The sequence below is a fragment of the Streptomyces sp. NPDC088812 genome (genome assembly GCF_044750285.1).
Lineage (GTDB): Bacteria > Actinomycetota > Actinomycetes > Streptomycetales > Streptomycetaceae > Streptomyces.
The window spans coordinates 52,807-73,172 of the sequence record NZ_JBIVJP010000002.1; the positions used below are offsets into that span (position 1 = coordinate 52,807).

Here is a 20,366-nt window from a genome sequence, read left to right on the forward strand (position 1 = left end):
TCGGCTCGGCGCCGGCCCTCCCCCGCCGCCCGCCTCTCGTTCACCGCCTGCCTGTCGATCAGCGCCTACTTGTCGATCAGCGCCTACTTGTCGATCAGCGCCTACTTGTCGATGTCGCCGACCACGAAGAACATCGACCCGAGGATCGCCACCATGTCCGCGACCAGCGTGCCCGGCAGCAGCTCGGTGAGCACCTGGACGTTGTTGTACGAGGCCGAGCGCAGCTTCAGCCGGTACGGGGTCTTCTCGCCCTTGCTGACGAGGTAGTAGCCGTTGATGCCGAGGGGGTTCTCGGTCCACGCGTAGGTGTGTCCCTCGGGCGCCTTGAGGACCTTCGGGAGCCGCTGGTTGACCGGGCCCGGCGGGAGGTCGGCGAGCCGGTCCAGGCAGGCGTCGGCGAGGTCGAGCGCGTTGTGCGTCTGCTCCAGGAGGCACTCGAAGCGGGCGAGGCAGTCGCCCTCGGTCCGGGTCACCACCTTCAGGGTGTCCTGGAGCTCCCCGTACGCCAGGTAGGGCTCGTCGCGGCGCAGGTCCAGGGCGACCCCCGAGGCGCGCGCGATCGGCCCGCTCACGCCGTACGCGTGCACGGCCCGGGGGGTGAGGGTGCCGACGTCGCGGGTGCGGCCGCGGAAGATCTCGTTGCCGAGCACCAGGTCGTCGAAGACGTCCATGCGCGAGCGCACGGCGGCGACGGCCGCACGCGCGCGTGCGGCCCATCCGGCCGGCAGGTCCTCCTTGAGGCCGCCGACGCGGTTGAACATGTAGTGCATGCGCCCGCCGGACACCTCCTCCATGACGTTCTGGAGGACCTCGCGCTCGCGGAAGGCGTAGAAGACGGGCGTGATACCGCCGAGTTCCAGCGGGTACGAGCCCAGGAACATCAGGTGGTTGAGCACCCGGTTCAGCTCCGCCAGGAGCGTGCGCGTCCACACCGCGCGCGGGGGGACCTCCATGCCGAGCATGCGCTCCACGGCGAGGACCACGCCCAGCTCGTTCGAGAAGGCCGACAGCCAGTCGTGGCGGTTGGCCAGCATGATGATCTGCCGGTAGTCCCGCGCCTCGAACAGCTTCTCCGCGCCGCGGTGCATGTAGCCGATCACCGGCTCCGCGTGTGTGATGCGCTCGCCGTCCAGCACGAGCCGCAGCCGCAGCACGCCGTGCGTGGAGGGGTGCTGCGGCCCGATGTTGAGCACCATGTCGGTGCTCTCCGCGGCACCGCCGATGCCGACCGTGGTCTCCGTCGTAGGAGTCATGGCCCCAGTCTCCCCTACGTACGCTGGCCGCATGGAAACGGGGAGCACGGTGGGCGAGCGGGCGGAGGGGGCCGGTCCCGGGTGGACCGGGCTGCCTCCGGGGCTGCTGCGGATGCGGCGGCTGTTGCTGGTGGTGTGGCTCGGGGCGGCCGCCGCCGGCGTCGGGGTGCCGCTCGGGCTGCTCGTCGGCCCGGCGTGGGCCGCGTTCGCCCTGCTGCCGCTGGCGGGCATCGGCTGGGGCTGGGTCCTGCTGGGCCGCAACTGGCGGTCCTGGCGGTACGCGGAACGCGCCGACGACCTGCTGATCAGCCGAGGTGTGCTGTGGCACGAGGAGACGGTGGTGCCGTACGGGCGGATGCAGCTCGTGGAGGTGACCTCGGGTCCCGTCGAGCGGCACTTCGGACTGGCCGGGGTCCAGTTGCACACCGCGGCCGCCGCGACCGACGCGAGGATCCCGGGCCTGGACCCGGCCGAGGCGGAACGGCTGCGGGACCGTCTCACCGAACTCGGCGAGGCCCGATCGGCGGGACTGTGACGGCCCCGGGCGCCGACGGGGCCGGACCCGGCGGGCCCGCCGCGCGGATCGTCGCCGAGCGCCGGCTGCATCCCGTCACGCCGTTCCGGCGGGCGTGGGCGCCCGTCGCGGTGCTGGTCGGCTGGGCCGCGCACGACCCGAACCAGGCGCAGGCGCAGCTGACCCGGCTGACCTCGACGACCCTGCTGATCGCGCTCGCCGTGGTCGTCCCCGCGGCCGCCCTCTACGGGTTCCTGTCCTGGTGGTTCACGCACTTCGCGGTCACCGACTCCGAACTGCGCATACGGACCGGCCTGCTGTTCCGGCGCACCGCCCACATCCGTCTGGAGCGCGTCCAGGCCATCGACGTCACCCAGCCGCTGCTCGGGCGGATCGCGGGCGTGGCGAAGCTGCGCCTCGACGTCGTCGGCACGGACAAGAAGGACGAGCTCGCCTTCCTGGGCGAGGCCGAGGCACGCGCGCTGCGGGCCGAGCTGCTCGCGCGCGCCGCGGGGTTCGCGCCCGAGACGGCGCACGAGGTCGGTGAGGCGCCGGCGTGCGAGCTGCTGCGCGTGCCGGCGCGCGAGCTGGCGGTCTCGCTGGTGCTGACCGGCGCGACCTGGGGCGCGCTCGCGGCCGCGCTCGTCGTGCCGCCGGTGCTGTGGCTGGCCACCCACAGCGTGTGGACGGTCCTCGCGACCGGCGTGCCCCTGCTCGGCGCGGCGGGCGCGAGGAGCGCGGGCCGGTTCGCCGGCGAGTACGACTGGACGGTCGGCGAGTCGCCGGACGGACTGCGGATCGACCACGGCCTGCTGGACCGTACGCACGAGACGGTGCCGCCCGGGCGCGTGCAGACCGTGCGGTTCGTCGAGCCGCTGCTGTGGCGGCGACGGGGGTGGGTGCGGGTCGAGCTGGACGTGGCCGGCTCGGCGAACTCCGTGCTCGTGCCGGTCGCCCCGCGCGAGGCGGCGGAGGCCGTCGTCGCGCGCGTGCTGCCCGGCACGGCCGTCCCGGCGGCGGCCGCGCTGTCCCGGCCCCCGCGCCGCGCCGGGCGCTGCGTCCCCCTCTGGTGGCGGGGCTACGGCCTCGCCGTCACGGAAGCGGTGTTCGCCGTGCGGCACGGGCTCCTGCGCCGGAGCCTGGCGCTCGTACCGCACGCCAAGGTGCAGAGCGTACGGCTCTCGCAGGGGCCCTGGCAGCGGCTCTGGGGCGTCGCGGACGTGCGCGTGGACACGGGAGCCGGGAAGACCGTCACGGCGCGTCTGCGGGACGTGAGCGAGGCCGGGGAGCTGCTGCGGGACCAGGCGGAGCGGTCCCGCACCGGGCGCCGGGACGCGCGGCCCGACCGGTGGATGGCGTAGGGAACGGCCAGGGCCCGCCCCGGCGCGCGGAGAGCGGCGGGACGGGCCCTGTGGGTCGTGGGTCGTGGGTCGTGGGTCGTTGGCCGTGAGCCCTGGTGGGGCTGTGGGGGCGCGGTGGATCAGGAGACGGCGCTGCGCAGCCCCTGGAGGTCGATCTGCTCGGTCTCGTCGTGCGGGGTCAGGTCGATCACCTGGCCGATCCCGCGCGACTCCTCGTCCGCGGGCTTGAACTCCGCCTCCGCCTCGGCCTTGTGCAGGACGATCGCCTCCTGGCCGACGACATCGGCGAGGTCTTCGTTGTGGACGGCGTCCGGCTCCTCGGGCGTCGAGGACTTCTTCGTACCGAAGAAGTCGAACCCGCCCTCGGCCGCCGGCGGCCGCACCGGCTGCGCGGCCGGTACGACGGCCACGGCGGTCGGCACGGTGAAGTGCCCGGAGGGGGGCTGCACGGGGCCCGCGGGGCGCGGGACGAGGGCACCGGTGTCGGAGGCGAGGGCGGCCTCGGTCACGACGGACTCCGGGGAGTCGGCTTCGGAGGAGTCGGCTTCGGCACGGCTGACCTCGGGAGCCCCGGCCTCGGGGGAGCCGGCTTCGAGGGAGTCGGCTTCGGCACGGCTGACCTCGGGAGCCCCGGCCTCGGGGGAGCCGGCTTCGAGGGAGTCGGCTTCGGCATGGCTGACCTCGGGGGTCCCGGCCTCGGGAGCACCCGTCTCGCGGGCGCCGGCGTCCGGGGCGGCGCCGGGCACCTCGGCCTCGGAGGCGGCGTGCTCGACCGGCTGCCCGGCCTCCGACCGCGGGAGTGCGGCCTCGGCGTCGGTTCCGTCCGAAGCGTCCGGCACGTCCGCGGCGGCGGTGGCGGCGGCAGTGGCGGGGTCGGCGTCGGCGGAAGCGGCCGGGGCCTCCGTGTCCTGCGGCCGGGCGGCGGCCTTTTCGGCAGTGGTCGGTTCGGCGGGGCTCCCGCTCTGTCCGACGGCAGGGTGGGGGGCGGCCGCGCGCGTGTGCTCGTCGGCCGCCTCGGGCTTCCCCTTCGCCTCGTCCTCCCGCGCGGCCTCCGCGTCGCCGCCGGTCTCCGCGACGGAGGCCCGTGCGGGCGGTTCCGCCCCGGCGGACTCCTCGACGCTCACCGGCTCGGCCGGCGCCGCCGGTTCGACGGGCGCGGTCCGCTTCTCCGGCTCGGCCGCGTCGGCGTCGGAGCCGAAGCGGGCCAGCGCCGCACGCGCCCGCCGGAACAGCGTGGAGCCCTCCGGCGAGAAGACCGCGGGAGCCTCCGGCTCGTCCCCGGCCGCGTCGTCGGTCTCGTCGGTCTCGCCGGTCTCGCCGGTCTCGCTGTCGGTCCCGGCGGTCTCGGCGGCGCCACCGCCGGGCGCCTCGCTCTCGGAGTCCTCGGCGTTGTCGACCTTGTCGATGTCTTCGATGCCGTCGGCGGTCTCGGTGTCCTCGACGCCTCCGGTCCCGTCCGCGGCGGGCGCGTCCTGCGCGGACCGCGCGGGCGGCAGGGCGAGCGACGGAACGGTGGTCTCGATCTCGAGGAGGCGGCGGCCCTCCAGGGCGCTCGCCCGCTCGGTCTCCGCCGTGGCGTAACGGCGCAGCAGTGCCGCGTGCTCGTTGCGCAGGCCGGCCAGCTCGGCACGCTTGGCGCGCAGCCGCTGTTCCAGCTTGCCGCGCAGTTCCCGCGATTCGTCGAGGTCGCTCTCCAGTTCGGCGACGCGTTCCTCGAAGCGCCACTCGTCGCTCGCACGCGCGCGATTGAGCTCGGCGACCTGTTTGCCGGCCTGGATGTCCCAGCGGCGCATGACGAACGCGCCGGCGACCGCCGTCACCGCCGCGACCGCGGCCAGCCCCCGGAGCACCAGCGGCTCCGAGAACGCCCAGGGGCCGAGGGCGCAGACGAGGGAGACGCCTGCGATCGCCGAAGGAGGCAGCAGCCTGTGCAAAGGCGGGGAATGGCGGTGACGTCCACGTGGCATGGCCAGAAACTTACCGCGCGTAGACGAATGTTGGCGCCCCGCCCCGTAAAAACACAGTCATACCGAAGGCTTCACAGAGCATCAGCAAACACTCCTGTCGCGGAATTCGACAAGAATCAAGATCATTTCTGATCGACGCGCCCCTCGCCGGCGTCCCCGACCACTCAACCACCCACTCGACCACCCGCTCAACCACCGCTCAACCACCCGCTCGCCCCACCACGCGGCCGCCCGCTCGGCCGCCCACCGGTCCACCGCTCAACCGCCCACCGATCCACTCCAGCGCCGGTGGGATCTCACGCCGCCAGGTGTTGAAGTTGTGCCCGCCGCTTTCGAGGATGATCGACGAGATCCGGGTCCTGTTCGTCGCCTTGACCTGTTCGATGAACTTCAACGTCGCCTTGTAGTTGGATTCCCCGGCCTTGCTGCTGGTGACGAGCAACGAGGTGTCCGGCGCGGGCCGGTTCTTCAGGAACCACCACAGGTCGGCCTCGTTCCGCAGCGTCGCGTTCCCGTGGAAGAGCTCGCCGGTGGTCGGGTCGATCGGCGCCTTGTAGTACGCCGAGAGGCCGGCGCCCGCCGCGAACACGCCGGGGTGGTGCATCGCGAGCTTCAGCGCGCAGTAACCGCCCGTGGAGTTCCCGATGACGCCCCATCCGCCCGGTTCCCTGCCCACCCGGTAGTGCGCCGCCACGGCCTCCGGCAGGTCCTTCGCGAAGAACGACTCGGTCCGCGGTCCGCCCGGTGTGTCGACGCACTCCGTGTCCCTCGGTGGCACCACCGTCGGCCGCAGCATCACGAGGATCATCGGCCGCATCCGCCCCTCCGCCGCGAGCCGCCGCGCGGTGCGCGGGTAGTCCAGCTTGTCGACGAGCGCCTCAGCCGTACCGGGATATCCCGTCAGGACCACGGCCGCCGGGAACGTACGCGCCGGCCGGCGGGGGTCGAAGTACTCCGGCGGCAGGTACACGAACGCGGGCGTGGTGATGCGCGTGGTGCGGCCGGAGACGGCGACCTCGTGCACCTGCCCGCCGGACAGCGGCCGCCCGCCCGCGCCCTCCACCCGCCGGGTCGCCACCACCCGCAGCGCCGCCGCGCCGTCGCCCACCGCGTGGTCGACGACCACGCCCTGGCCGGTCTCCCGGCCGAACAGGTCCGCCCAGCTCGCGTAGAAGCCGAAGGCCTGGTTGGCGGCGAGCCCCACCGCCACGAAGACCGCCGACTGGGTGGCGAGCAACAGGCCCACGCGCCCGCTGACGGCCCGCATACCGGGACCGGCCAGCCGCGGCCACTGCCACACCGTGCCGGCGAACAGCAGGACGGCGGACGAGACCGCCAGCAGCAGCACCGTGGTGCTCGTCAGACCCATGTACGTTCCCGTCCACCATGCGGGCCCGCCCCGGACCCTCCTCGGCCTTTTCGGCAGCTTCGGGGAGACGGGTGAACCTCCCTCCCCGGACGGGCGACCCCGCCGGCCCCGCCGGCCGCGCCGCTCCCCCGCCCCCGGCCTGCGGGGCTTCCGCCCGGGCCGCACCGCATGGCCACCGCCTCCGGGGCCTACGCTGAACGTATGAGCAAGCAGAGCGGACGCGGGCGCGTCGCCGGCCTTCCGGAATGGGACCGCTGCGCGGTCATGGGAGTCGTCAACGTGACCCCCGACTCCTTCTCCGACGGCGGCCGCTGGTTCGACACGACGGCCGCCGTCAAACACGGCCTCCAGCTCGTCGCCGAGGGCGCCGACCTCGTCGACGTCGGCGGCGAGTCCACCCGCCCCGGCGCGACCCGCGTCGACGAGGCCGAGGAACTCCGTCGCGTGATCCCCGTCGTCCGCGGCCTCGCGTCGGAGGGCGTCGTCGTCTCCGTCGACACCATGCGCGCCTCCGTCGCGGCCCGCTCCCTCGCCGCCGGCGCCGCCCTCGTCAACGACGTCAGCGGCGGCCTCGCCGACCCGGAGATGGTCCCGGCCGTCGCCGAGGCGGGCGCCCCCTTCGTCGTCATGCACTGGCGCGGCTTCCTCGAGGGCGGCAACGTCCGGGGCGTCTACGACGACGTCGTCGGCGAGGTGGTCGACGAGCTCCACGCGCGCGTGGAGGCCGTGCTGGCCGGAGGCATCGCCCCCGACCGCATCGTCGTCGACCCGGGTCTCGGCTTCTCCAAGGGGGCCGAGCACGATCTCTCCCTGCTCGCCCACCTCGACCGGCTGCACGCCCTCGGGCATCCCCTGCTCGTCGCCGCCTCCCGCAAGCGGTTCCTCGGCCGGGTGCTGGCGGGGCCCGAGGGCGCCCCGCCGCCCGCCCGCGAGCGGGACGCCGCGACGGCGGCCGTCTCCGCCCTCGCGGCCCACGGCGGCGCGTGGGCGGTCCGCGTGCACGAGGTACGCGCGACGGCGGACGCGGTACGGGTCGCGCGCGCCGTCGAAGGGGCGCGCACGCCCGCGGACACACACGGCGCGGACCGATCCGGTACGAACACCCCCGGCACGGCCGCATCCGGCACGGACACCCCCGGCACAACCGCATCCGGTGCGGCCACTCCCGGCACGGACACCCCCGGCACAACCGCATCCGGTGCGGCCACTCCCGGCACGAACACCCCCGGTGCGGCCACGCCCGGCACGGACGCCCCCACCCCGGCGCGCACCACCGCGGGCACCCGCGACCGCGCAGAAGGAGCCCGGTGAGCGCCCCCCACACCGATGTCGAGCAGGTCGAGGCCGCCAACACCGCCTTCTACGAAGCACTCGAACAGGGTGACTTCGAGACGGTGTCCTCGCTCTGGCTCACCCCGGCCGACCTGGGGGTCGACGAGGAGTACCACGACCCGGCCGACACGGGCGTGGTCTCCTGCGTGCACCCGGGCTGGCCCGTGCTCACCGGCCGCGGCGAGGTGCTGCGGTCGTACGCGCTGATCATGGCGAACACCGACTACATCCAGTTCTTCCTCACCGACGTCCATGTGTCCGTCACCGGCGACACCGCCCTGGTGACCTGTACGGAGAACATCCTCAGCGGCGGTCCCGCCCCGGAGGCCGGCGAGGAGCTGGGCCCGCTCGTGGGCCAGCTGGTGGTCGCCACGAACGTGTTCCGCCGCACCGCGGACGGCTGGAAGATCTGGGCCCACCACGCCTCCCCGGTCCTGGCCGAGAACGGCGAGGAGGAGGACGAGGAAGGCCCCTCCTGAGGGAGGTGGAGGGTCCTTGCCGAGGGGGTAGGCGGAAGAAGTGGTTGGAATCACGAACCCGTGGGTAGGCGCGGCCAGCGACCCATGAGCCACCGGGATCCCCGGGGCAACACATGGTGAAACCTCGTGGCGGCCGGCCGTGCCGGAGCCCCCCGTGGCCCGGTCCTGCCGGTGTTCGCGGGTACATTCGTTCGAGGCCGGTGCGCCGCACGCACAGGGCAGGACCGGCCGTCACCGACGACTGCAGGAGTGATTCGCGTGGATCGTGTCGCGCTGCGCGGCCTGAAGGCCCGCGGGTACCACGGCGTGTTCCCCAAGGAACGCGAGGAGGGGCAGACCTTCATCGTGGACCTCTCCCTCGGCCTGGACACCCGTCCGGCCGCGGCGGACGACGACCTGGCGAAGACCGTGCACTACGGCATCGTGGCGGAGGAGGTCGTGGCCGTCGTCGAGGGCGAGCCGGTCGACCTCGTCGAGACGCTCGCCGAGCGCATCGCCCAGGCCTGTCTGAAGCACGAAGGAGTCCAGGAGGTCGAGGTCTGCGTCCACAAACCGGACGCACCGATCACGGTCCCCTTCGACGACGTGACCGTCACCATCACCCGGAGCCGAGTATGACCGCGTCCTTCACCGAGGGTCACAGCGACCCGACCGTACAGCCGGTACCCGCCTCCGTCGTCGAGAAGGTCGACGCCGCCGACACCACCCTGCACAACCCGAAGCGGGCCGTCGTCTCCATCGGCTCCAACCTCGGCAACCGCCTGGAGACGCTCCAGGGCGCCATCGACGCCCTGGAGGACACCCCCGGCGTGCGGGTCAAGGCCGTCTCCCCCGTGTACGAGACGGAGCCGTGGGGCGTCGAGCCCGGCAGCCAGCCCTCCTACCTCAACGCGATCGTCCTCCTGAAGACGACCCTGCCCCCGTCCTCGCTCCTGGAGCGGGCCCACGCGGTGGAGGAAGCCTTCCACCGCCTCCGCGACGAGCGCTGGGGCGCCCGCACCCTCGACGTCGACATCGTCGCGTACGCCGACGTCGTCTCCGACGACCCCCACCTCACGCTCCCCCACCCCCGCGCGCACGAACGCGCCTTCGTCCTCGCCCCCTGGCACGACGTGGAGCCGGACGCCCTGCTGGCCGGCCGCGGCCCGGTCGCCGACCTCCTCGACGCCGTCACGCGCGACGGCGTGGCCGCCCGCAAGGACCTGGAACTCCGGCTGCCCGAGTAGTCGTTAAGGTCGACGACGACCACCGTCGCACGACCACAGCCCGTGGCATCCGGGGGAACCGAAGGGACACCGTGAGAGAGCTGCGCATCAGGACGCTGGCCGGCGTCTTCGTCGTCGCCGGCGTCCTGTCCTGGGCGGGCGCCCGCCTCTGGAACTCGGTCGGGACCCTCCCCAGCGTCCCGCTCGCCGCCCCCATCGTCCTCGCCGTGATCGCCGCGATCCTGCTCGCCACGGCGCTCTCCCTGCGCGCCCGGCTCAAGGCCCAGCGCGAGCGCCGCCCCGAGGCCAAGGGCGTCGACCCCCTGATGGCGGCCCGCGCCGTCGTCTTCGGCCAGTCCAGCGCCCTGGTCGCCGCCCTGGTCGCCGGCATGTACGGGGGCACGGGCGTCTTCCTCCTGGAGTCCCTCGACATCCCCGCCCGCCGCGACCAGGCCATCTACGCCGGCTTCTCGGTCCTGGCCGGCATCGCGGTCATAGCGGCGGCCCTCTTCCTGGAGCGCGTCTGCAAGCTCCCGGAGGACGACGACGACAACACCGGGGCGGCTTCGACGGCCTGAGCCGCCGGCCGGCCCACGGGCGTCAGCGCGCCATGATCAGGCTCATCGCCTCGTTGCGCGTGGCCGCGTCCCGGAGCTGCCCGCGCACCGCCGAGGTGAGGGTCTTCGCGCCGGGCTTGCGAATGCCCCGCATGGACATGCACATGTGCTCGCACTCCACGACGACGATGACACCGCGCGGTTCGAGGATGTCCATCAGGGAGTCCGCTATCTGCGTGGTGAGTCGTTCCTGCACCTGCGGGCGGCGGGCGTAGACGTCCACCAGGCGGGCCAGCTTGGACAGACCCGTGATCTTGCCGGTGGTGGCCGGGATGTACCCGACGTGCGCGACTCCGCGGAACGGCACCAGATGGTGCTCACAGGTCGAGTACACCTCGATGTCCTTCACCAGCACCATCTCGTCGTGCCCCAGGTCGAACGTCGTCGTCAGGACGTCCTCGGGCATCTGCCACAGCCCGGCGAAGATCTCCTTGTAGGCGCGCGCCACCCGCGCCGGCGTCTCCCTGAGTCCCTCACGGTCCGGGTCCTCGCCGACCGCGATCAGCAGTTCGCGTACGGCGTTCTCGGCGCGCTTCTCGTCGAACTCGCCTATGCGGCCCTCGCCGTCCAGCGTCACGGGGTCGGTCATCCTTGGTGCCTCGTTCCTGTGCGGGTCGCGTCTCGGTCACGCGCGTGCGTGCGGGCATAACGGAAATGCCGCGCCCCCCAAGGCTAGAACCAGGGGGGCGCGGCATCCATTCCGGGCCTGGTGGGCCGCCGGAGGCCGGAGGGTCAGTTCTCCGGACGCTCCTCGGGGGCCGGCTCGGCCACCGCGGCGGATTCCGCCACGGTGGACTTGGCGGTGGTGATCGCGGGCGTCGCGCCGTTGGCACCGTTGGTCAGTGCGAGCTCCTTGGGGGAGAGCACCGGCGGGCGGGTGGACGGCGTGCGCCGCGAGGAGCCGGTCCAGGCGGGCCGCGGCGGGCGCTTGACGATGGGGGCGAAGACCTCGGCGATCTCCTCCTTGCCCAGCGTCTCCTTCTCCAGCAGCTGGAGCACCAGGTTGTCGAGGACGTCGCGGTTCTCGACGAGGATCTCCCACGCTTCGTTGTGGGCGTTCTCGATGAGCTTCTTGACTTCCTCGTCCACCAGGGCGGCGACCTCTTCCGAGTAGTCGCGCTGGTGGGCCATCTCACGGCCGAGGAAGGGCTCGGTGTTGTCGCCGCCGAACTTGATGGCGCCGAGCCGCTCGGTCATGCCGTACTGGGTGACCATCGCGCGGGCCGTGGCGGTGGCCTTCTCGATGTCGTTCGCGGCACCCGTGGTCGGGTCGTGGAAGACCAGTTCCTCGGCCGCGCGTCCGCCCAGCATGTAGGCCAGCTGGTCGAGCATCTCGTTGCGGGTGGTCGAGTACTTGTCCTCGTCCGGGAGCACCATCGTGTAGCCGAGGGCACGGCCACGGGACAGGATCGTGATCTTGTGGACGGGGTCGGAGTTGGGGGAGGCCGCCGCGACCAGGGCGTGACCGCCCTCGTGGTACGCGGTGATCTTCTTCTCCTTGTCCGACATGATCCGGGTCCGCTTCTGCGGGCCCGCCACGACGCGGTCGATGGCCTCGTCCAGCATCTGGTTGTCGATCAGCTTCCGGTCGGAGCGCGCCGTGAGCAGCGCCGCCTCGTTCAGCACGTTCGACAGGTCCGCGCCGGTGAAGCCCGGCGTGCGGCGGGCGACCGCCGAGAGGTCGACGTCGGGCGCGACCGGCTTGCCCTTCTGGTGGACCTTGAGGATCTCCAGACGGCCCTGCATGTCCGGGCGGTCGACCGCGATCTGGCGGTCGAAGCGGCCGGGGCGCAGAAGGGCCGGGTCGAGGATGTCGGGGCGGTTCGTCGCGGCGATGAGGATCACGCCGCCCTTGACGTCGAAGCCGTCCATCTCGACGAGCAGCTGGTTCAGCGTCTGCTCGCGCTCGTCGTGACCGCCGCCGAGGCCGGCGCCGCGGTGGCGGCCGACCGCGTCGATCTCGTCGACGAAGACGATCGCCGGGGCGTTCGCCTTGGCCTGCTCGAAGAGGTCACGGACCCGGGAGGCACCGACACCGACGAACATCTCGACGAAGTCGGAACCGGAGATCGAGTAGAAGGGGACGCCCGCCTCGCCGGCGACGGCTCGCGCGAGCAGGGTCTTGCCGGTGCCGGGAGGCCCGTAGAGCAGCACGCCCTTGGGGATCTTGGCGCCGACAGCCTGGAACTTCGCCGGTTCCTGGAGGAACTCCTTGATCTCCTGGAGCTCCTCGACGGCCTCGTCCGAACCGGCGACGTCCGAGAACGTCGTCTTCGGGGTGTCCTTGGTGATGAGCTTCGCCTTGGACTTGCCGAAGTTCATGACCCGGGAGCCGCCGCCCTGCATCTGGTTCATCAGGAACAGGAAGACGACCACGATGAGGACGAAGGGGAGCAGGGAGAGCAGGATGCCCACGATGGGGTTCTGCTTGGACGGCGCCACGGTGTAGCCGTCCGGGATCTGCTTGTCCTGGTATTTGGTCTGCAGCGTGTTGGCGATGGTCACGCCCTGGTCGCCGATGTAGCTCGCCTGGATCTTCGAGCTGTCCTCGACCTTTACGCCGTCCTTGAGCGTGACCTTGATGATCTGCTCGTCACCGGTGGTGAGCTTGGCCGACTCGACCTTGTTGTCGTTGATCGCTGCCACGACCTGGCCGGTGTCCACCGTCTTGTAGCCGCCGGACGAGCCGACGACCTGCATCAACACGACCACGGCAAGGACGGCCAGCACGATCCACATGACCGGCCCACGGAAGTATCGCTTCACGTCCATCCATACGGAGCGGTGCCGCCCCGTCCCTCCTGCCATAGTGAGTTTGATAAGACAGTTCTTCTGACGGTACCCCAGCATTGTCGCCCGAAGCGGCACGGGACGGCTGGCGAACCCGTCTGCATGCTTCAACGGCGCGGAACCCGCTGGGGTTCCCGCTCGTCCTGCAAGGGACTCGTGTGGCTCAGCCGCCGTAGACGTGGGGCGCGAGCGTCCCCACGAACGGGAGGTTGCGGTACTTCTCGGCGTAGTCGAGGCCGTAGCCCACGACGAACTCGTTGGGGATGTCGAAACCGACCCACTCGACGTCGATGGCGACCTTGGCGGCCTCGGGCTTGCGCAGCAGGGTGCACACCTTGAGGGAGGCGGGCTCGCGCGAGCCGAGGTTGGACAGCAGCCAGGACAGCGTCAGCCCGGAGTCGATGATGTCCTCGACGATCAGGACGTGCTTGCCCTTGATGTCGGTGTCGAGGTCCTTGAGGATCCGCACCACACCGGAGGACTGGGTGCCCGCGCCGTACGACGACACGGCCATCCAGTCCATCGTGACGGGGGTGGACAGCGCCCGGGCGAGGTCCGCCATGACCATCACCGCGCCCTTGAGCACACCGACGATCAGCAGGTCCTTGCCCGCGTACTCCGCGTCGATCTTCGCGGCCAGCTCGGCCAGCTTCGCGTCGATCTCTTCCTTGGTGATGAGTACCTGCTGGAGGTCGGCACCCATGTCTTTCGCGTCCACCCGCATCACTTTCGGTCGTCCCACCGGCCGGCCGACCCCTCCCCGAGGTGCTCGGAGGGGGTCGGGATTCAGCCTTGCCGAATCACCAGTCTGCCACCCTGGCGCTGGGCGACGACCCGGCCGGGGAGATTGATGGCTCCCTGACCGCGCCAGCCGGTGATCAGGCGGTCGACCTCCTCGATGTGCCGGGCGAACAGCGAACCGGCCGGAGCGCCCGCCTCGATGGCCGCGCGCCGCAGGACGCGGCGGCGCACGGCGGGCGGGAGGGCGTAGAGCTTGGCGCACTCCAGGAGCCCGGTGGAGTCCCGTACGGCGGCCTCGGCCTGGCGGGCCCAGGCGTCGAGGGCGTCGGCGTCGTCGCGGGAGAGCCGGGCCGTGCGGGCGAGGGCTTCGACGACGCCCTTGCCGAGGGCCTTCTCCAGGGCGGGCAGACCTTCGTGGCGCAGCCGGGAGCGGGTGTAGGCGGGGTCGGTGTTGTGCGGGTCGTCCCAGACGGGCAGGGACTGGACCATGCAGGCCTTGCGGGCGGTCTGCCGGTCGAGGGCGAGGAAGGGGCGGCGGTAACGGCCGCCGGCCCCCGAGACCGCGGCCATTCCGGACAGGGAGCGGATGCCGGAGCCGCGGGCGAGGCCGAGGAGGACGGTCTCGGCCTGGTCGTCGCGGGTGTGGCCGAGCAGGACGGCGGTGGCGCCATGGCGTTCGGCGGCGGCGTCGAGGGCGGCGTAGCGGGCGTCCCGGGCGGCGGCCTCCGGACCGCCCGCGCGGCCGACGGTCACGGCGGTGGACTCGACCGGATCGAGGCCCAGTTCGCGCAGGCGCAGGACGACTTCCTCGGCCCGCAGGTCGGAGCCGGCCTGGAGACCGTGGTCGACGGTGATGCCGCCGGCGCGGACACCGAGTCTGGGGGCCTCGAAGGCGAGGGCGGAGGCGAGCGCCACGGAGTCGGCGCCGCCGGAGCACGCCACGAGCACGAGCGGCGACGGTGGGCGCTCGTGCGGGGGGACGCTCAGGGGGGTGCGCGGCGGGACACCCCTGGGGGTGCCGGGGGCGTCTGGGGTGCTGGTGTGTTCGGTGAGGAGGTCGTGGAGGACGCGGCGGACCGCCAGGCGTATCGCCGCGACCGCAGGATGGGGACCCATGTCCGGTTCCCTTCATGAAGTTGTCGGGGGGTGAACCCGAGCTCGGTCACTCAGAGTGTGTAGATGGTGACAGAACCGGGCCGTTCCCCGAGCATTGCACGCCTGCCGTGGACCCACGGTCCCTCGGACGGGTGATTGCGGGGGCATTCGACTGCCGTGGAGCCGGATCGCGGTTCACGAGGGACCACGGAGGATCACTGGGGATCGCGGGAGATCACGGCGGGCCGGTCCGGTTCACGGCTCGGCCCTGCGGTGCACCCGTGCGACCCAGTCCGCCGGTGCGGCGATCTCGGCCTTGGTCGGGAGGGTGTTGGGGGAGGTCCACACGCGGTTGAAGCCGTCCATGCCGACCTGGTCGACGACGGCCCGGACGAAGCGTTCGCCGTCCTTGTACTGCTTGAGCTTGGCGTCCAGCCCCAGCAGCTTGCGCAGCGCCATGTCCAGGCGGGACGCCCCCTTGGCGCGGCGCTGCTGGAACTTCTCCCGGATCTCGGAGACGGTCGGGACGACGGCCGGACCGACCCCGTCCATGACGAAGTCGGCGTGGCCCTCCAGGAGGGACATCACGGCGGTGAGGCGGGCGAGGATCTCGCGCTGGGCGGGGCTCTGCACGAGTTCGACCAGGGAGCGGCCGCCGTCGTCCTCGTCGCCCTCGGGGCGGCCGCCGACGAGGGACTGGGCGGCTTCCCGGATGCGTTCCAGGAAGGTCATGGGGTCGACGTCGGTCTCGGCGAGGAACGCCTGGATCTCGCCCTCGAGGTGGTCGCGCAGCCAGGGCACCGCGGAGAACTGGGTGCGGTGCGTCTCCTCGTGGAGGCACACCCAGAGGCGGAAGTCGTGCGGTTCGACGTCGAGTTCGCGCTCCACGTGGACGATGTTCGGCGCGACGAGGAGGAGGCGGCCGCCACCGTCGGCGCCGGCGGGGAGGTCGCGGGTGGAGGGGGCGAAGGTCTCGTACTGGCCGAGGACGCGGGAGGCCAGGAACGACAGCAGCATGCCGAGTTCGACGCCGGTGACCTTGCCGCCCAGGGCGCCGAACACCGCGCCGCCGGGGCTGTTGCCCCGACGCTCCTGCATCTTGTCGAGGAGCGGCTTGAGGATCTCGCGGAAGCCGGCGACGTTCGCCCGGACCCAGCCGGGGCGGTCGACGACGAGGACGGGGGTGTCGTGGATGTCCTCGGTCCCCATACGAGTGAAGCCCCGGACGTGTCCCTCCGAGGCCTTGGCGTGCCGGCGCAGTTCCGCGACGACGGCGCGCGCCTCGTCGCGGCTCACCTCGGGGCCCGGCCGCACGAGCCGCGTCGCGGTCGCCACCGCGAGATTCCAGTCGACCATCCCGGAAGAGGCACCACCGAAGCTCGTCATGTGTCAACCGTACGTGAGCGCCCGCGCTGGGGGCAGATCGCGGAAGGGGGGTGGGGGACAGATCAGGGTTGCCCGGAGACCGGGCGGTCCGGCGGCGCCGGCCCGCTCCCGCGGCGTCCCGGCTCCGGCTCCCGCCCCCACTCCCGCCTCACCGGCATCCGCACCCCGCCAGTGCCGTCGCCGCGCGGTCCAGCGCGGCCTGGGCCGCCGTCGGGTCGGTCGTGTCCGAGGTGAGGAGGGCGAAGGACAGGAGGCTGCCGTCCTGGTCGACGACGGTGCCGGCGAGGGTGTTGACGCCGGTCAGCGTGCCGGTCTTGGCGCGGACGACGCCGGCCGCGCCGTCGGTGTAGCGACTGCTGAGGGTGCCGGTGAAGCCGGCGACGGGCAGACCGGTCAGGGTCGGGCGCAGGTCGGGGTGGGCCGGGTCGCCGGCCTTCGCGAGGAGGGCGGTCAGCAGGCTCGCGGTCAGGCGGTCTTCGCGGTCGAGGCCGCTGCCGTCCTTGAACTCGACGCCGGACAGCGGCAGTCCGAGCTTCGCCAGCTGCGCGCGGATGGCCCGGCCGGCGCCGGCGAAGTCGGCGCGCTCGCCGGTGGCGACGGCCGTCTGGCGGGCGAGCGCCTCGGCGATGTCGTTGTCGCTGTTGGTCAGCATCCGCTCGACCAGGGTGGACAGGGGTGGCGAGGAGACCGTCGCGAGGGTCTCCGCGCGGGCGGTCGCCTTCGACGGTCCGGGGGGCGTGGTGTCGATGCCGTGTGACCGGAGGAGGTCGGCGAACCTGCTCGCCGCGTCGGCCGCCGGGTCCGCCACGCGGGTCGCCGGGCCCTTGACCGAGTCGTCCGTGCGGCCCTCGTCGGCGGTGAGGGCGGTGACGGGGGCGAGGTTGGGGTTGACCCCGATGGGGTGAATCTCGGAGCCGGCGTACAGGGTGGTGTCGTAGGAGAGCGTGGCCCGGGTGATCCCGCGTTTCTTCAGGGCCGCGGCGGCCGAGGCGGCGAGGGTGCGCAGGCTGGCGTAGCCCTCGGCGTCGGTGCGGGCGGTGAGGGTGGGGTCGCCGCCGCCGACGAGGACGACCTCCCCGGTGTCGGGTTCGAGGGCGACGCGGGTGGTCAGGCGGTGGTCGGCGCCCATCGCGGCGAGCGCGGCGACCGCGGTGGCGATCTTGGTGGTGGAGGCCGGGGTGAGTGCCTCGTCGGCTCCGGCGCCGTACAGGAGCGTGCCGGTGGCCACGTCGACGACCGCGGCCGTGCGGCGGGCGCCGAGGGCCGGGTCGGCGAGCAGGGGGTCCAGGACGCGGGCGAGGGCGTCGGCCGCCGGGGCGGACTTCACGGTGGTCGTGGTGCCGCCCAGGCCGGCCAGGACGGAGGCCGCGCTGGGGGCGGGCTCCGGCGCGCCGGACGCCGCCGTGCCGGACGTACCGGACGCATCGGACGAGCCGGTGTCCGACGTCCCGGCCGTGGCGCCGTGATCTGTGCCACGCGCCCGTTCCAGTGCGGCGGCCCGGTCGCGCTCGGCCGTACGCTGACCGGTGGAGTCCCAGGGGCCGGCGGCGGTCGCCACGCCGACGGCCAGGGCCAGTCCGGCGGTCGCCACGCTCGCGGTGTACTGCCAGGTCCGGCCGGCCTTCGGCATCGTGATCCGCGCGAGCTGCGGTTTCGCCGCCTGCGTGAGCCGTGTGATCCGCGGCTTCGCGGCGGCCGCGGCGCGTTCGGCGCGAGGCCGTACGATCCCTGCGGCCCGTGCCAGACGCGGTCGTACGGCGTTCGCGGCCCGCACCACATGCGGTCTCGCGGCGCGCCAAGGCCTCAGTTCTGGCACGACCACCAGCCCCTTTCGCGATCACACCCCTGCGTGAGGGACACTTAACCACCAGAACTATGTGCTGATCATGGAGGAGCCACCGGTGGAGTTCGACGTCACGATCGAGATCCCGAAGGGTTCGCGGAACAAGTACGAGGTGGACCACGAGACCGGTCGGATCCGCCTGGACCGTCGACTCTTCACCTCGACCGCCTACCCGACCGACTACGGCTTCGTCGAGAACACCCTCGGCGAGGACGGCGACCCGCTGGACGCGCTGGTCATCCTGGACGAGCCGACCTTCCCGGGCTGCCTCATCCGCTGCCGCGCGATCGGCATGTTCCGGATGACGGACGAGGCCGGCGGCGACGACAAGCTGCTGTGCGTCCCGGCGACCGACCCGCGCGTGGAGCACCTGCGCGACATCCACCACGTGTCGGAGTTCGACCGCCTGGAGATCCAGCACTTCTTCGAGGTCTACAAGGACCTGGAGCCCGGCAAGTCCGTCGAGGGCGCCAACTGGGTCGGCCGCACCGACGCCGAGACCGAGATCGAACGGTCGTACAAGCGCTTCAAGGAGCAGGGCGGTCACTGACCTTCCCCGCAGCGAAAGGGGGCCGCACGCGCGCGTGCGGCCCCCTTTCGCATGTCCGCGGGCGGAAAGCGCCTTGTGCGGGTCGCGTGACCGTGGGCAGAGGTGCCTCGGTGTGCGGACGGGCGTCTGCGCATACTGAGGCGTACGGAATGTGTCGTTCAGGGAGCGTTGCTCAGTGACGGAGGCGGAGGACCGCAAACCGCAGTCGGACGAGGCCCGGAGCGTGCCCGACTCCGAGATCAGCTCCGAGTTCGCGGTTCCGCCGGGCCTGGCCCTGCCCAGGGCCGGCGGCGAGTCGGAGACGACGTCGGAGTTCGCCGTTCCCAAGGGACTGGACGCCCCGCAGCCGGTGTCGGGGGAGCCCGAGGGGTCGGCGTTCAGCACGCCGAGCACCTACAGCACCCGGCACGCGTCGGCGGCGTTCACGCCCGCCGAGGGCGTCCCGGTGGTCAGCCTGACCAAGGACGTGCCCTGGCAGGACCGGATGCGCACGATGCTGCGCATGCCGGTGGCCGAGCGGCCCGCGCCGGAGCGGGTGCCGAAGGCGGAGGAGGAGGGCGGTCCGGCCGTCCCGCGCGTGCTCGACCTGACGCTGCGCATCGGGGAGCTGCTGCTGGCCGGCGGTGAGGGCGCCGAGGACGTGGAGGCCGCGATGTTCGCGGTCTGCCGCTCCTACGGGCTCGACCGCTGCGAGCCGAACGTCACCTTCACCCTGCTGTCGATCTCCTACCAGCCGTCCCTGGTGGAGGACCCGGTGACGGCGTCGCGGACCGTGCGCCGCCGGGGCACCGACTACACGCGGCTCGCGGCCGTCTTCCAGCTGGTGGACGACCTCAGCGACCCCGAGACGCACCTGTCCCTGGAGGACTCCTACCGGCGGCTCGCCGAGATACGGCGCAACCGGCACCCGTACCCCACCTGGGTGCTGACCTCGGCGAGCGGGCTGCTCGCGGGCGCGGCCTCGGTGCTCGTCGGCGGTGACGTCGTCGTGTTCGTGGCCGCCGCGCTCGGCGCGATGCTCGGCGACCGGCTCGCCTGGCTCTGCGCGGGGCGCGGACTGCCGGAGTTCTACCAGTTCCTGGTGGCCGCGATGCCGCCGGCCGCGATCGGGGTCGCGCTGACGCTGACGCACGTCGATGTGAAGGCGTCCGCGGTGATCACCGGTGGGCTGTTCGCGCTGCTGCCCGGGCGGGCGCTGGTGGCGGGCGTCCAGGACGGTCTGACCGGCTTCTACATCACCGCGGCCGCCCGCCTGCTGGAAGTGCTGTACTTCTTCGTGGGCATCGTCGTCGGCGTGCTGCTGATGCTGTACGTGGGCGTGCAGCTCGGCGCCCATCTCAACCCCGACGCCGCCCTCGGCATCACCGAGCGGCCCGTGGTGCAGATCGGCGCGTCGATGCTGCTGTCGCTGACCTTCGCGGTCCTGCTCCAGCAGGAACGGACCACCGTGCTGGCCGTGACGCTGAACGGCGGTGTCGCCTGGTCGGTGTACGGCGCCATGCACTACGCCGGCGACATCTCGCCGGTCGCCTCCACCGCCGTCGCGGCGGGGGTGGTGGGGCTGTTCGGGCAGTTGCTGTCGAGGTACCGGTTCGCCTCGGCGCTGCCCTACACGACCGCGGCGATCGGGCCGCTGCTGCCGGGGTCGGCCACCTACTTCGGGCTGCTGTCGATCGCCCAGAGCGAGGTGGACACGGGGCTGACCTCGCTGACCAAGGCCGCGGCGCTGGCCATGGCCATCGCCATCGGGGTGAACCTGGGGTCCGAGGTGTCGCGGCTGTTCCTGCGGATCGGTTCCGCCGAGAAACGGCGGGCGGCCAAGAGGACGCGGGGATTCTGAGCGGGGCGCTGCGCTGTGCGGTGC

General features: G+C 72.6%; 17 protein-coding genes and 1 pseudogene. 9 read left to right on the forward strand and 9 right to left on the reverse strand.

All coding sequences use genetic code 11. The features are described from left to right. Nucleotides 1-101 precede the first annotated feature (101 nt). The gene (locus ACIP67_RS03895) at nt 102-1,253 is read right to left on the reverse strand and encodes an NADH-quinone oxidoreductase subunit D (RefSeq protein WP_401686938.1); all 1,152 of its coding nucleotides are present in this window, start codon (nt 1,251-1,253) and stop codon (nt 102-104) included. Between the two features lie 31 nt (nt 1,254-1,284). On the opposite strand from ACIP67_RS03895, the gene ACIP67_RS03900 reads away from it, so the two are divergent. Both ACIP67_RS03900 and ACIP67_RS03905 read left to right on the forward strand, forming a co-directional pair. Then, nucleotides 1,285-1,788: a PH domain-containing protein gene (locus tag ACIP67_RS03900; RefSeq protein WP_401686941.1), complete on the forward strand. Its 504-nt coding sequence runs from the start codon at nt 1,285-1,287 to the stop codon at nt 1,786-1,788. After that, complete coding sequence (locus ACIP67_RS03905; RefSeq protein ID WP_401686945.1) at nt 1,785-3,128, forward strand: PH domain-containing protein; 1,344 nt, start codon at nt 1,785-1,787, stop codon at nt 3,126-3,128. Before ACIP67_RS03900 ends, ACIP67_RS03905 begins: the two co-directional genes overlap by 4 nt. Nucleotides 3,129-3,247: 119 nt before the next feature. Here the strand turns inward: ACIP67_RS03905 and ACIP67_RS03910 are convergent, their stop codons facing one another. Further along, complete coding sequence (locus ACIP67_RS03910) at nt 3,248-5,095, reverse strand: hypothetical protein (protein ID WP_401686948.1); 1,848 nt, start codon at nt 5,093-5,095, stop codon at nt 3,248-3,250. Nucleotides 5,096-5,294: 199 nt separating this feature from the next. Further along, nucleotides 5,295-6,464, reverse strand: a complete 1,170-nt coding sequence (locus ACIP67_RS03915; protein WP_401686951.1) for an alpha/beta hydrolase — start codon at nt 6,462-6,464, stop codon at nt 5,295-5,297. A gap of 201 nt (nt 6,465-6,665) precedes the next feature. Here ACIP67_RS03915 and folP point away from each other — a divergent pair. From folP to ACIP67_RS03940, 5 genes and pseudogenes are all read left to right on the forward strand, one after another. After that, a pseudogene (folP, locus tag ACIP67_RS03920) lies at nt 6,666-7,526 on the forward strand (dihydropteroate synthase); the annotation flags it as partial. A 245-nt stretch (nt 7,527-7,771) separates the two neighbouring features. Next, nucleotides 7,772-8,275 (forward strand): nuclear transport factor 2 family protein, encoded by a 504-nt coding sequence (locus ACIP67_RS03925; protein ID WP_401686953.1) that lies wholly within the window; start codon nt 7,772-7,774, stop codon nt 8,273-8,275. 258 nt (nt 8,276-8,533) lie between these two features. Continuing rightward, nucleotides 8,534-8,893, forward strand: coding sequence for a dihydroneopterin aldolase (gene folB / locus ACIP67_RS03930; protein ID WP_389524936.1), 360 nt, complete (start codon nt 8,534-8,536; stop codon nt 8,891-8,893). Continuing rightward, on the forward strand, nt 8,890-9,501 hold the full coding sequence (folK, locus tag ACIP67_RS03935; protein WP_401686957.1) for a 2-amino-4-hydroxy-6-hydroxymethyldihydropteridine diphosphokinase: 612 nt from the start codon (nt 8,890-8,892) through the stop codon (nt 9,499-9,501). The genes folB and folK overlap by 4 nt, the downstream gene beginning before the upstream one ends. Nucleotides 9,502-9,572: 71 nt before the next feature. Then, the gene (locus tag ACIP67_RS03940; protein ID WP_401686959.1) at nt 9,573-10,058 is read left to right on the forward strand and encodes a DUF3180 domain-containing protein; all 486 of its coding nucleotides are present in this window, start codon (nt 9,573-9,575) and stop codon (nt 10,056-10,058) included. A 22-nt stretch (nt 10,059-10,080) separates the two neighbouring features. Here ACIP67_RS03940 and folE read toward each other — a convergent pair whose 3' ends face one another. The 6 genes from folE to dacB form a co-directional block, all read right to left on the reverse strand. Continuing rightward, entirely contained in the window at nt 10,081-10,686 is a 606-nt protein-coding gene (gene folE / locus ACIP67_RS03945) for a GTP cyclohydrolase I FolE (protein WP_401686961.1), read from the reverse strand. A 143-nt stretch (nt 10,687-10,829) separates the two neighbouring features. Next, nucleotides 10,830-12,869 (reverse strand): ATP-dependent zinc metalloprotease FtsH, encoded by a 2,040-nt coding sequence (gene ftsH, locus ACIP67_RS03950; protein ID WP_401686964.1) that lies wholly within the window; start codon nt 12,867-12,869, stop codon nt 10,830-10,832. Between the two features lie 181 nt (nt 12,870-13,050). After that, nucleotides 13,051-13,611 carry a hypoxanthine phosphoribosyltransferase gene (gene hpt, locus ACIP67_RS03955; protein WP_094057060.1) on the reverse strand — a complete coding sequence of 187 codons (561 nt, stop codon included), beginning with the start codon at nt 13,609-13,611 and terminating at the stop codon, nt 13,051-13,053. A 62-nt stretch (nt 13,612-13,673) separates the two neighbouring features. Further along, entirely contained in the window at nt 13,674-14,744 is a 1,071-nt protein-coding gene (tilS, locus tag ACIP67_RS03960; RefSeq protein WP_401686967.1) for a tRNA lysidine(34) synthetase TilS, read from the reverse strand. 234 nt (nt 14,745-14,978) lie between these two features. Further along, the gene (locus ACIP67_RS03965) at nt 14,979-16,109 is read right to left on the reverse strand and encodes a zinc-dependent metalloprotease (RefSeq protein ID WP_401686969.1); all 1,131 of its coding nucleotides are present in this window, start codon (nt 16,107-16,109) and stop codon (nt 14,979-14,981) included. Between the two features lie 148 nt (nt 16,110-16,257). Then, complete coding sequence (gene dacB / locus ACIP67_RS03970; RefSeq protein ID WP_401686971.1) at nt 16,258-17,931, reverse strand: D-alanyl-D-alanine carboxypeptidase/D-alanyl-D-alanine-endopeptidase; 1,674 nt, start codon at nt 17,929-17,931, stop codon at nt 16,258-16,260. Nucleotides 17,932-18,010: 79 nt separating this feature from the next. On the opposite strand from dacB, the gene ACIP67_RS03975 reads away from it, so the two are divergent. Beyond that, complete coding sequence (locus ACIP67_RS03975; protein WP_030734045.1) at nt 18,011-18,502, forward strand: inorganic diphosphatase; 492 nt, start codon at nt 18,011-18,013, stop codon at nt 18,500-18,502. Between the two features lie 175 nt (nt 18,503-18,677). Further along, a complete protein-coding gene (locus tag ACIP67_RS03980) occupies nt 18,678-20,342 on the forward strand; it encodes a threonine/serine exporter ThrE family protein (RefSeq protein ID WP_401686974.1) in 1,665 nt (554 codons plus the stop codon). Nucleotides 20,343-20,366 lie beyond the last annotated feature (24 nt).